This window comes from Parablautia muri (assembly GCF_009917485.1).
GTDB classification, from domain to species: domain Bacteria; phylum Bacillota; class Clostridia; order Lachnospirales; family Lachnospiraceae; genus Suilimivivens; species Suilimivivens muri.
Genome location: NZ_QZDT01000009.1, coordinates 1 through 13,621, shown reverse-complemented (window position 1 = coordinate 13,621; position 13,621 = coordinate 1). Strand labels below are relative to the sequence as shown.

The 13,621-nt window shown below is 33.7% G+C and carries 10 protein-coding genes; all 10 read left to right on the top strand.

Annotated elements, in window-relative coordinates; translation table 11 throughout:
* Positions 1-20 precede the first annotated feature (20 nt).
* The 10 genes from D5281_RS07755 to D5281_RS07710 are packed head-to-tail and all read left to right on the top strand — an operon-like array spanning position 21 to position 13,538.
* The gene (locus tag D5281_RS07755) at positions 21-938 is read left to right on the top strand and encodes an NAD-dependent epimerase/dehydratase family protein (RefSeq protein ID WP_160559598.1); all 918 of its coding nucleotides are present in this window, start codon (positions 21-23) and stop codon (positions 936-938) included.
* A 52-nt stretch (positions 939-990) separates the two neighbouring features.
* On the top strand, positions 991-2,526 hold the full coding sequence (locus D5281_RS07750; RefSeq protein ID WP_160559597.1) for a glycosyltransferase family 2 protein: 1,536 nt from the start codon (positions 991-993) through the stop codon (positions 2,524-2,526).
* Positions 2,527-2,542: 16 nt separating this feature from the next.
* Positions 2,543-4,288, top strand: a complete 1,746-nt coding sequence (locus tag D5281_RS07745) for a thiamine pyrophosphate-binding protein (protein WP_160559596.1) — start codon at positions 2,543-2,545, stop codon at positions 4,286-4,288.
* Positions 4,278-5,366, top strand: a complete 1,089-nt coding sequence (locus D5281_RS07740; protein WP_160559595.1) for an FkbM family methyltransferase — start codon at positions 4,278-4,280, stop codon at positions 5,364-5,366. Before D5281_RS07745 ends, D5281_RS07740 begins: the two co-directional genes overlap by 11 nt.
* A gap of 23 nt (positions 5,367-5,389) precedes the next feature.
* Positions 5,390-6,517, top strand: a complete 1,128-nt coding sequence (locus tag D5281_RS07735) for a radical SAM protein (protein ID WP_160559594.1) — start codon at positions 5,390-5,392, stop codon at positions 6,515-6,517.
* A 14-nt stretch (positions 6,518-6,531) separates the two neighbouring features.
* Positions 6,532-8,697 (top strand): hypothetical protein, encoded by a 2,166-nt coding sequence (locus D5281_RS07730; protein WP_160559593.1) that lies wholly within the window; start codon positions 6,532-6,534, stop codon positions 8,695-8,697.
* Between the two features lie 17 nt (positions 8,698-8,714).
* Positions 8,715-9,677 (top strand): aldo/keto reductase, encoded by a 963-nt coding sequence (locus D5281_RS07725; RefSeq protein WP_160559592.1) that lies wholly within the window; start codon positions 8,715-8,717, stop codon positions 9,675-9,677.
* A gap of 4 nt (positions 9,678-9,681) precedes the next feature.
* Positions 9,682-10,977: a protoporphyrinogen/coproporphyrinogen oxidase gene (locus tag D5281_RS07720; protein ID WP_160559591.1), complete on the top strand. Its 1,296-nt coding sequence runs from the start codon at positions 9,682-9,684 to the stop codon at positions 10,975-10,977.
* A 58-nt stretch (positions 10,978-11,035) separates the two neighbouring features.
* Positions 11,036-12,478 carry a hypothetical protein gene (locus D5281_RS07715; protein ID WP_160559590.1) on the top strand — a complete coding sequence of 481 codons (1,443 nt, stop codon included), beginning with the start codon at positions 11,036-11,038 and terminating at the stop codon, positions 12,476-12,478.
* Positions 12,479-12,494: 16 nt separating this feature from the next.
* The gene (locus D5281_RS07710; protein WP_160559589.1) at positions 12,495-13,538 is read left to right on the top strand and encodes an FkbM family methyltransferase; all 1,044 of its coding nucleotides are present in this window, start codon (positions 12,495-12,497) and stop codon (positions 13,536-13,538) included.
* Positions 13,539-13,621 lie beyond the last annotated feature (83 nt).

The following is a 13,621-nucleotide window of genomic DNA, read 5'->3' as shown; positions in this document are numbered from 1 at the left end:
AGAGAGTGGGGGACTTATGGATGAAGAAAAATCTTGTGATAGCTGGAGGAACAAGTTTTATTGCAAGAAATTTAATGAAAGAACTTGATTTGGAAAGATATGAAATCACGTCATTCGTACGAGAGAAAGTATCTTCGCAAGAGAAGGGTGAAATTAGATACATCCCATTAAAAATGGAGGAATACAACAATATTGCCAACTATATTTCTAAGTGTGACTGTTACATTCCTTTTACTTGGAACGGGACAAAGAGAAGAGATAGAAATAATCGAAGAAAAAACGAGGAAAGTTATCAGCATATTTTAAGCAGCATAAGAATTATGATTGAAAAATGTGGCTGTTCAAAGGTTTTATTACCAGGTACTTTTTCGGAATATAAAAATTTGTACGTCCCGATTAACGAGAGTACAGCCTGCGATAGTAACTCGGAATATGGGAAATTTAAACATAAATTATATGAAGACGCATATGAAATGTGCATGATAAAAGGAGTAAAACTTATAGAAGTAAGGTTGTTCAGTATTTATGGGGAAGATGATAGTGTGGAAAAGATGTTAAATCAAATTCTGATTAAGATGTTAAAAAATGAAGAAATATTTTTAACCCTAGGAGAGCAGATTTGGGATTTTCTCTATGTGAGTGATGTGGTCAGCGCTTTTAGAAAATTGATAGATGCCGATGTGGAGAGTGGCTGTTATAATGTTGCAACGAATGAGCATAGGACTTTAAAAAGCTATATAGAAGAAATGAAAGCGGTTACTGAAAGTACAAGTAAATTGCATTTTGGGGCAATTCCCTATGAGACAGATGCTATACCTCATATGATATGTGTCACAGATAAGATTAGCAAGGCTATTGATTGGAAACCGGAAATAGAATTTTCAGACGGAATTAAAAAAATGCAACATTATTATCAGGAAAAATTAAGTATATGTTAACAGATTCTTGAATCAATTATGTTATGGATTGTAGAGATAGAAGGATATTAAAATGAGAAATGAAATCATTATTGTCAACACGGATGGATGCGAACGCCCAAGCTCACATATGGATTATGAAATGGTAAAGGACGTTTTGTATGAGAAATCAAAGTGTGAAGAAATCAGCATTATTGTGCAGGCGTATGGTAGAGTGGATAAGACAAGATTATGTGTTGATCATATTTTAAGGTTTACCCAGGATATTCCATTCAGACTCATTTTGTTAGATAATGGATCGGAAGAAAAGGCTGTAATGGATTATTTTGAAAGTGTAGAATATGCTGATAAAACAATTATAAGAATGACGAAAAATATAACTGCTGTTTATGGGCTAGATAAAGTGATGCATATGGTAGACACCAAATATGTGGTAATAGTCAATAATGATGTGTTAGTAACGCCCAGTTGGTTACATAATTTGCTAAAGTGCGCGAACAGTGATCCCAAAATTGGAATGGTATGTCCTGTATCTACTAACGTAGGATGTGGCCAAGAGATAGATTTGGGGGGATTTGGCACAATAAATGAGATGATAAAAAAAGCGGAGCATTATAATATTAGTGATCCTGCAAAGTGGGAAGAAAGACTTCGCATGATTCCAACAGTTGTTTTGTACAGGCGTGAAATATTTGAAGTGGTAGGTGTGTACGATACTGGATATATACATGATTGGGGAGATGATGATTATAGTTTTAGGATTAGACATGCTGGTTACAGGTTAATGCTTTGTAAAGATACTTTCGTCCATCATAATCACAATATTCGTGCGCATGAGGAAAAGGATCCGAAAGATGCATATAATCTTTATAAAATGGGAAGAACCACTTTCCAAAAACGACATTATGGGATTGATTCATGGGATGATACAAACGATACAATTGCTTCTGTATTAAGGAAAGTTGATATAAATCATCACTATGATGGATATGTAGAATCTTTGAGTATTGACTGTAAATGTGGAGCTATGATTTTAGATGTGCGCAATTTCTATAGAAGAAAAGAGATATACGATATTCATACAACCGCATTAGTGAAAGATATAAAGTATTATCATGAACTGCAATGTGTTGCGGATAGGGTGATATGGGGGGATTTAAGGGAGATAGAAGAAAAGCCAATATATGATTTTATCACAATAGGAAAACCTATAAATCAATATGTAAATCCGATGGAAATATTGGAGAAAGTTTATAGAATGTTAACGGAAAATGGACTTGTATTATTTGGTCTGATAAATAGCGCAGATTACCGTCAATTTCTATACTGTCTCGGGATAACTGATGTGAGAGATAAAGAAATGTCTCGATGCATATACAAGGAGGAAATAATTGATTTAATGTTATGGATGGGCGGAAAAATAGAAAGCGTTATGCAACAAGAGCATCATGTTGATGATGAGATAAAAGCAACTATTAAAGCCGTTTGGCAGAATATAACACAGGAAATAGGCGGATCCAATGATAATAAGCTAATATCTAATTTGCTAGTGAAGCAATATTGGTTTGTAGTAAAAAAACCCAATATGGCGGAAATAGAAGAAAATTAAGGGAAGGGTGAATTGAATGACAGTTTCTGAATATATTTTTGATTTTTTAGAAAAACGGGGATGCAAGCAGGTTTTTATGGTTTCGGGCAGTTCAGCTATGTGGCTAACAGATGCTTTGAAAAGGAATGAGAAATTAGAGGCGATTTGTTGCCAACATGAGCAGGTAGCGGCAATGGCGGCAGATGGTTGCGGCAGAGTGTCAAAAGTTCCAGGTGTGTGTCTTGTTACAATTGGTCCGGGAGCAACGAACGCTATTACTGGTGTGGCAGGAGCATATTTAGATTCATCGCCGATGTTTGTTCTCTCAGGTCAGGCAAATTCGCGTATTTTGGAATACCAAATAAGGACAGGAATCAGGCAAAAAGGAACCCAAAGTCTGAATTTGGAATCTATGGTAAAAGATATTACAAAATATTTTGCAGTAGTGATGGATGAGAGAGACATTCGCTATCATATGGAAGCGGCGTATGAAGCGGCTACATGTGGGAGAAAGGGACCAGTTTGGCTAGATATACCAATTGACATTCAAAATAAAAAAGTTCCAGAGAAAATGAAAGGATATGAAAGCTGTAATAAAAATCTTAAAGAAATAGATCAAATGACACTAATGGATATAGTGCGTAAGTTTGAAATATCGGAAAAACCACTGATTCTAGCGGGGAATGGAGTACTAGGGGCCAATGCAAGAGAAGAAGTATTAAGTTTTGCAAGAAAGCACCAAATTCCAATTGTAACTTCAAGAAATGGCATTGGAGTCATTGGATCTGATGATCCGCTTTTTATAGGAAGGCCGGGGAGCTATGGGGACAGAGCATCCCATTTTGCTGTGCAAGAGAGTGATTTTATATTGATACTAGGGAGCAGGCTTTCGGTATCAACGATTGGATATTACCCACAGAGATTTGGGGCTTGCGCATATAAGGTAATGGTAGATATTGATGAAAAGGAACTAGATAAAGAAGATGTTCCGATAGATGTAAAAATACTGGCAGATATTAAAAAATTTATACAGATATTATCGAGATGTGAAATAAGACATAGACCTCATGAAAAGTGGATAACATGTTGTCAGGAAAATAAAAGAGCATATCCAAATGTGCGAGCAGAGTACAGGGATGAAATTCCTTTGAATAGTTATTATTTTACGGAAGAACTATCCCAATTAGTGCCGGATGAGGTTAGTATAGTTGTTGATACAGGAAGTGTTTGCAACATTGTTTCCCAATCCTGGTTTTTGAAGAAAAATCAGAATTATGTCATTTCGGGAGGCTTATCGTGTATGGGATTTTGGGCCAGTGCGATAGGGATTGCTGCGAGTGGAAAAAATGTAGTTGCTTTATCGGGAGATGGAAGCACACAAATGAATATTCAGGATTTTGCTACAATGGCATATTATAAGCTTCCGTTAAAATTGTTTGTTTATAATAATAAAGGCTATATGTTGATTAGACACAATCAACATAATTATATGAATGATCGCTTTTTAGGAGTAGGTCCGGATAGTGGTGTTCCATCTGTAGATTTTGTGCGATTGGCGAAAGCATATGATTTGAAATCCGTAAAGATAGAAAGAAAGGAGGAGATTAGGGAAAAGGTACAAGAAGTCTTGGAAGTTGATGGACCGGTGGTGTGTGAAGTAATGGTGCAGGAATTTGGAATAATTGCGCCACGAATTGCCTCCAAAGTCATGCCAGACGGTTCGTTGAAAGCGGCAGAATTTGATGATTTGTGGCCTTTTCTGGGAGAAAAAAATGTTAACTGAAATTCTACAGGATAAAAAGATTATTTTGTATGGGGCAGGATGTTGTGGCGCGATAGTGGCCGAATTATTCAATAAACAGGGCAAGGAGATTTATTGCTTCTTTGACGCCAATCAGAAAAAGAAGGGAACTTCAGTTATGGGAATTAGGGTTGAGCAGCCACATTGGATAGAAGAACCAGAACAATATTGCATCATAGTCTGCTTGCTGAAAAGGGGAGTAATTTATACAAATATTTTAAAAAATATGCAGCAGCTTGGTTATCCTAATATTAGCCATATTTATGATTGGAAGAACTATAGAGAGCTATTTCAGGATCAAGCGTTAATCATTAGCCCAGATGTAAAAAAAATAAAAAGAAACTGGCAAAGTTATGAATGGTTGAATGGGAAATTGGCCGATCAGGAATCGAAAGAAACATTGAAAGCAGTGCTAGAATTTATGCTGGACCTGGATGAATTTGGGATAGATCATTATCCGTTGGAAGAACAATATTTTGCATATGATATTTATCATAAAATTGAGGATGAATATGTGATTGACTGTGGGGCATTTAAGGGAGAAGTTATGGATATCTTCATAAAAAAGAATGCTAAATATGCGCATTATATGGCAATTGAGCCTGACAAAGCCTATGTAAAGGAATTAGAGAGAAAGAGAGAGGAAAAGGGGAAAAGTAAGATAACGGTGGTTTCAATGGCTTTAAGCGATTGCAGGGAAACACTCTGCTTAAGCAATTACGGAAATGAAAATTCTATAATAAGAGAAGATGGAACTGAAAGGGTCGAGGCAACGAAGTTGGATGAATTTGCCAAAGAGTATCCTTGTACATTTCTTAAAATTGATGTGGAGGGATATGAGAAAAAAGTTTTAAAGGGAGCTGAAAAAGTTATTAGAAAATGGCAGCCGATCATTGCTGTTGCTGCATATCATCATGAAGAAGATTTTTATGAGTTATACAAGATAATTGAGGAGATGACCTCTGGGTATTCTTTCTACTTAAGAAGTTATATGAATTTGCATGAAACTATATTATATGCTATTCCAGAGCATAGAAGATCAAAACAGGAAATTAATTAAGGGCATCATATGGGAGTAATAAGATGGACAAAAAAGAGATATATGATATATGGAAAAATTATAAGACCATTTCTATTTTTGGATTAGGACATGTATGTAAAAACAGTATAGAACAGGTTAAAATATTTAGTGACATAAACTATATATTGGATAATAATTCGAAACTAGATGGAGAATTTTATAAGGGAATTGGAGTAAAAAAATTTTTACCTACAGAAGAGTGCTTAAGAGAAAAGATTTTGATTTCGACACATTATAAAGAGATAAAGAAAGAATTGCTGGAGTTAGGATTATTGGAGAATGTCGATTTTTGCTCCATTGAAAAATACATTATCATCATGAAATGGTACTCGTTAAGTAAAGTTTACGTTAATGAAGTACATATGTCAGTTACAACCAAATGCACTTTGAATTGTCACAAATGTAATATGTTTATGCCTGAATATCAAAAGCCTTTTCATCTAAATCTGGAAACGCTGATTTCAGATCTGGATACATTATTTAATAAAGTTGATGAGGTAAGCACATTAGCGTTACTTGGAGGAGAACCACTTTTATACCCACATTTGATGGAGCTTATCACATATTTGGACAATAGATATAATGATAGAATAGGAATTATTGAACTTGTTACAAATGGAACGATTATTCCGACTGACGATATGCTTAAAGGCTTTAAGAAATGTAAAATATTCTTTCGAATCAGCGACTATTCAAAGACAGTTCCTTATCAAGACAGGTTAGAAAAGCTAAGAAATACGCTAGAACAATATCATATTCCTTATTATGTAAATTCTTCTCTCAATTGGCTGGATTTTGGTTTCCCAGAGCAACCAGTCTGCATACCTGACCAGGAAATATATCAACATATGCTAGACTGCGCTCCTGTGTTTAAGGGATTAAATGATAAAAAGTTATATTATTGTCATATAGTATGGAGCGCTGATAAGTGTGGTATTTATAAAGAGAGGGAGACGGACTATATTGATTTGCAAGAAGATTCGAGAGCTAAGATAGTAGAATATTTATTGGGTATTATGAAGGAGCCTGTGTCCTTATGCAAATATTGTGCAGGATGTTCAAGTGATAATGAAAATGTAATACCAGTCGGAATTCAAAGAAAGCGTCAAAAAGATTATCTGGTAGATTGAAAGGCGTTAAAATAATGGATGTGGTTTGCAGCGAGTTTGTTTTACAATTTAAAAAGAACTTTTCACATTTAAAAGATAAAAGAATCGTTCTTTATGGAATTGGATATCGTACAGGAGCTTTGATTGAATGTTTAAAAGATGAATATAATTTTATTGGATTAATGGATAAAGAAGAAAGCAATATTGGTAAAATTATGTTCGACCGTCAGATTCTGGATATAGAAACTGTAATTAAACATGCAGATTGTATTATCATTATTTCAGTGTCTTTTTATGATGTTATATTTAATAGGATTTCTTATCTGAACTTGGAACATGGAATAGATATTTATTTTCCGAATGGGGAAAAAGCAGGTTTATCAGAAAAAGAATATGAAGAATTTGATATTGAGTATAAAAAGCTTAATACGGAACGCGTTAAAGAAATAATACAAGAAAATGATGTAATTTCTTTTGATCTTTTTGATACATTGCTGATACGAAAGGTACTTGACCCGGACGTAGTATTTGAAGTGATAGATTTCAGATTGCAAAAGAGAGGACTCTCTTTTTTTAATAACAGAAAAGAGGCATATTTAGATGCGTGTAAAGATGGAATTCCATCTTTGGATAGTATCTATTGCAAATTTCAACTATTAACCGGTATGACGGAAGATGAATTGAACAAAGTAAAAAATATAGAGATAGAGACGGAAAAGAAGTTATTAACAATAAGGAAAGAAGTAGTAGAACTTTATCAATTTGCGAAAGAAATAGGAAAAGAAGTGTATATTATCACAGATATGTATTTGCCTTCAGAAATACTATCTAGTATTTTAGCAGAGCACAATATATTTTGTGATAAAGAAAAAATGTTGGTATCCTGTGAATATCAGATGGATAAAGAATCCGGTAATTTGTGGGAGGTGTTTAAAGAAAAAATAAGCAGTGAGAAAAGTATCCTGCATATAGGAGACAACCTCCAATATGATATTATTGGGGCAAAGAAGTATGGCATACATGCATTACAAATTTTATCTGCCAAAGATATGATGAGACATACTGTGTTTAATAAAATGCTAAAATTAGACCTTTCCCTTTGGAATAAGTTGACATTAGGTCTTGTTGCAGAAAAACTATTTAATAGTCCGTTTGTTGAGAATAGAATTGATGAAAAATCGAGAGTTGTTTTAGAAAAAGAACAGGAAGTAGGATATGTAGGATATGGCTGCCTGATCAGAGCCTATTTAGGTTATATAATTCAACATGCATATGAGATGCATATTGAAAAACTTGCTTTTTGTGCAAGGGACGGTTATTTATTAAAAAAAGATTTTGATGAATTAATGAAAATGGCAGAAAGTAAAAGCATTGAATCAAGGTATTTAAAAATTTCCAGGCAAATTGTACGCAGGGCAGCATTGTTTGATGTGGAAGCAATTCTTGATTTTGCATCTTTACCATATCGCGGGAGTGTTAAGGATTATTATAAACAACGATTTGGATTGGATTTAGAAAGTGGCAAAGATAAATCAGAACTAGAAATACCAAGAGATAGTTATTTAACAGAAAGCCTGCTACATCAACATGAAGCTGCGATATTGGAGAAATCGGCAGATCTTCGCAGAGATTATAGTAATTATTTGAATAAGGAAATTGGTGAGTGGAATAGAACCGCCTTAGTTGACTTTGGCTTTAGTGGTTCTACACAATATTATTTATCGCAAATATTACAGAAACCTTTAACAGGATTTTATCTGCTTGCAGATATGAATGATGATAATCAATACAATACAAGACAGGAAAAATTATCATATATTTATAATCAAGACGATCCAGGGGGAGGAAATTCCCTGATGGGGAAAATGTTTTTGGTAATAGAAAGTGTGTTTACAGCACCATATGGTACATATTTATCTTGCGATGACAAAGGCAATTTTGAAACAGCAGAAAAGACAAGTAATAATATAATGTTCTTGGTGAAAGAAAAGATAAATGATGGCATTTTGGAGTTCTTCCGTGATTGCCAGGATCTGTTAGGCGATGATATTGCAGAATTAGATTTTCGCGATGAAATTGGAGTGGAATTATTGGCATTGGTCTTTAAGCAAGAAGGAGTAAAAATCACAAAGAATATATTAGACACTTTTTATAGCGATGATGTTTTACGCTATAAGACGGATAGAAAAATTTTTGATTAGAAGGAATAAATGTAATAATGAAGTATATAGAAAAATACGGAATGAAACTATCGAAAATTGGATTAGGAACTGGGAGATTTGGTACCCGGATTGAAGAAGAAATTTCTTTTGAAATGTTGGATCGATTTGTGGAAAATGGAGGAAATGTAATTGATACTGCACGAAATTATTATGAGTGGGTAGAAAATGGACGTGGAATCAGTGAAAAAACAATAGGAAAATGGATGGCGAAAAGATGTAGAAGAAGCGATGTATATATTTCAACAAAAGGTGGGGTACGTAATGAAAATATAAATTTTTTTGTGAATCTTTCCTACAATAATTTATTAGATGAAATAGAACAAAGCAGGGAGGCATTACAAACCGATAATATTGATATATATTTGTTACACCGGGATGAACAGGAAAGGCATGTCGAAGAAATTGTAGAGAATCTCCAAAAAATCCAGGAGAAGATTAAAGCCAAAGCAATAGGAGTATGCAATTGGAAAGCGGAACGTGTAATGAAGGCCAATAAATATGCAAAATTGCATGGATTGATACCAATACAAATTATACAAACATGGTGGTCAATTGCTGCATATACTCCTGATATGTGGAATGATCCGACTACAACATATATGGATCAGAACATGTATGAATATTTGAAGAAGCATAATATGCTGGGCATGGCCTATACATCTCAGGCTAAAGGATTCTTCCAGAAAGCAATTAGTGAGGGGGTGGATAATTTAGACCCTTTTTTAAAAAAAAGAATTGCAACACCTGAAAATTTGGAACGCCTCGAACGTATAAGAGAATATTCTAATAAAAATGGAATATCACCAACAGCAGTAGTTAATGGTTATATTACAGATAATGAGGTGGATGGAATTGCATTGGTAAGCTGTTCAAAATTAGAGCAGCTGTATGATATACTGGAAAATTGTGATGTCATTATTAATGAGGATTGGCTAAAAGAAATGGCTGTGGAGAAATGAATATATGAGCGGGTATGAAAAGAAAGAAAACATAATATTAGGTGGTGGAATTGCAGGTGTTACGGCAGGACATACTTTGAAGCAGTATGGAAAAGAAGTTATGGTGTATGATAGAAATCAAAGTGCAGGTGGTTTATGCCGAAGCTTCTGTATAGATGGATTTACATTTGACACTTTTGCACATGTTAATTTCTCTAAAGACAAATATGTGATGTCAATGCTGGAAGAAAAGACTCCTTTTTATACGTATGTGCCTGAAGCAGTTAATTATTATAAGGGGAAATGGATACGTAATCCGGCGCAGAATAATCTGATAGATCTGGAAATTGAAGAAAGAATTAAAATTATAAAGGATTTTATAAATAAAAAGGAAATACCTGTAAATAATTATGATGACTGGCTTAGATATCAATACGGAAACTATTTCACAGATAATTTCCCGACCCGATATACCAGAAAATACTGGACGGTAGAACCAAATAAACTGGGAACCAGATGGGTGGAAGGGAGAATGTATCAGCCAACTATTGATGAAGTACTTCGCGGAGCCATGACAAAAGCAACACCCAATGTTCACTATACAAAGGAAATCCATTATCCAGTGAAAGGCGGTTATCAGGCTTTTATGAACCCTTTCACAGAAGAATTGCCAATAAGCTTAAATAGAACAGTAATTGGTGTAAATACAGAGCAAAAGATAGTGGAATTCCAGACAGGAGTGAAAGTAAAGTATAGAAATTTGATTTCTACGATTCCCTTAAATGAATTGATTGCATGCATGGAAGATGTTCCAAAGGAGATAAAGAAGGCTGCAGATGAACTGGATTATACTTCAGGTGTGCTGGTTTCAATCGGCCTGAGACGGGAAAACGTTGCACCGGCATTATGGTTTTATATTTATGATGAAGATATCTGGCCGGCAAGGGTATATGCACCTAATATAAAATCGCCTCAAAATGTTCCTTCCGGATGTTGTGCACTCCAAGCAGAAATTTATTTTTCAAAGTATCGACCATGTAAGAAAAATTTGGAGGAACTTAAGGAAGAAACGATTACACAACTGGTAAATATGGGGTTATTTTTGAGAGAAGATATTGTGGTGTCAGATGTGCGGGCTGAACCATATGCAAATATTATGTTTACTCCGAAAGTCTATTCTGCAAGAGATAAGATTCATAAGTATTTGAAGGAGAAAGAAATAGTATGTGCTGGACGGTTCGGAGAATGGGATTATTTGTGGACGGGGCAGGCTATAATGAGCGGAAAGAAAGCAGCAGAAAAACTTATAAGAGTAGGATAAAAAACAATGATCTTGAGCTTTTGGACCGTGAGTTATAAGAAAGGTATATTATTAAATTATGATAACAGTACATAAGAAATTAGATGAAAGAGAAGATGTTGAATTAATTTTGAGACATAGCGATGATGTATTTGATGTGGCAAGAACAATATTCTTTGAAAATGAGCATATTAAGAAAAAATCAATTGCTGTTACAAATGATAAAAAAGAAATAATTTATTTTTTAAAATATGAGCAAAATCAGGTTAACGTAGAAGATTATGTGGATGATTTTTGGAATTATAATATTTATGATAAGAATATAGATTATGAATTACTTGACAGAGGACAAGTTTATATTTTTTTGGAGCTTGAGGAATATACATTTCAAATTGCAAAGATAATTCAAATGCATTATAAAGATAAAAAAATTTTTTTTGTAGATGACAGGGCGGCCTTTTTCTTTAAAGAGGGGGAGAACCTTCATATAGTCCCATCGATAAAAGAGATATATAATAATTACAAAGAAAGCATTTCGAAGTCAATTATTACAATTGATTCTAAAAAAGAATTTTTACATAATCAAATGCGATTTATTATTAAGCGATATCGTTCTCTTAGCGTAATGACAAGTTTATTTTGGAAATGTAATCCAGCCTGCTTTGGAGATGAAAATTCTAATAGAACGTTTTATTTGATAAAAAATACATTAGACAATGGCGGGATGGCAGATCTTATAAAGTTTACACTTTATAGAGTGGTAATGGTAATAGAAAAAAATGAAAATATTATTCCGATAATAGATTTAAGCGTTGAAGGAGATAACAATCAGTTCAATAACGGAGATGGGACAAATGTTTGGACGATGTTTTTTGAACAGATAACGGATGTACCTTTAGAGGCGGTATATAGAAGTAAAAATGTTATTATATCAAAAGATAAATTAGATTTTTTTAACCCCTATATTTTAGAAAAAAATTATTTTTCAGATTGGAAACTAATGTTTCAAAAATATTTAAAATTTAATAAAAGAACAAATCAATATGTTGAAGAACTGTATTCGAAAACAATTCCTGATAAAGAGGCTAGAGTATTGGGAGTTATAGGAAGGGGAACCGACTATTTTGCAGAAAAGGGGAGATGGGTTCCGGAACCCCTAGCAGCAAAACCATTTTTAGATGAGGTAATGAATTCCATGAAAGAATGGAAGTGTGAATATATATTTTTGGCAACTGAAGATCAGAAGATCTATGAGGTTTTTATGAAAAGTGAAGTGAAAGAACAAATATTTTCGGTTGACCAAGAAAGGATAAATTATGATGATGAGAAAAATAAAAATTTGTTTTTATCAGAGATTAAGGTCAGGGATAAAATAAATGGTTACAACGATAATTTAAGATATTTAGGTATTTTGTGGATATTATCAAAATGTACGTCATTAATTTCAACATGTGGCTGCGGAGCTTTCCAGTGTGCGGTGGCTTTTAATAATGAAAAATATGAAAATATAAAAACTTTTTAAAGGGAGGATGTAGAAGATGCAAAAAATTCTAAAGGTTGTCTTGTGGGGAGTGGGATGGCAACTCCAAAACACGCTAAATACAATAATTCATATATTACCCGCCAATTTAAAAATAGTTGGATTTGTAGATAATAATCCTTCTAAATGGGAAGGGGCATGCTATTCACCAGGAGAAATATTGAAGAAAGATTTTGATAAAATAATTATTATGTCAGATGATTATTATGATGAAATAAGAAAAGATATGTTATATTGGTTTCACATTGATGAAAGCAAAATTGAGAGAAAAAGATATTTACTCAAATTATTATTAAGCGATAAATACAAAGATACAATGGATAGCGAGATTAAAGCTATCTTAGAGTATTGGAAATCAAATGATATTAGTTTTTATAATCATAGGGTGAAAGAAGGTGGCGAAAAATATATAGTTCAGTGGGATTGCATGGAGAACATGCCTTATATTATATTTGAAGATAAAAAAATGTATTTTCCATCTAATTATAAATTTAAAGAAATAGACGGACAAAAAGTTGTTATGGATTTATTATCAGAACAACAAGAAACTTCACCTCATCGTTATATAAAGGATGATATAGCGGTGTGTAGTGGTGATATAATTGCAGATGCAGGAGTTCAGGAAGGAAATTTCGCACTACGGTATATCGAGAAAGTCTCTAAGGCGTATTTATTTGAATGCGATCCTATGTGGATTAAGCCTTTAAAGAAAAGTTTCGAAAAATTTAAGGATAAAGTAGTATTATATGAAAAAGCGTTAAGTAGATATTATGCGGGTAGTATTATTAACCTAGATTCGGCAATAAAAGGAAGGTTAGATTTTTTAAAAATGGATATTGAAGGCGCTGAAATTGCTGCATTACTGGGAGGGGAGCACACGCTTAAGAATAATGATGTGAAATGTGCAATTTGCGCTTATCATAAGCTAGGGGATGAACAAAATATATGTGAAATCCTAAATAGATATGGTTATAACCCGGATTCTCGAAAACGTGACGATGAATTTTCGCCACACTTAGCCGAATTCCCTGAATTTTATTGATAAAACCACCATTTTGCACTTGATTAACTCATCGTCATGTTTTATGATGGAGGTATAAACATGACGAGGTGATTGTATGTCGA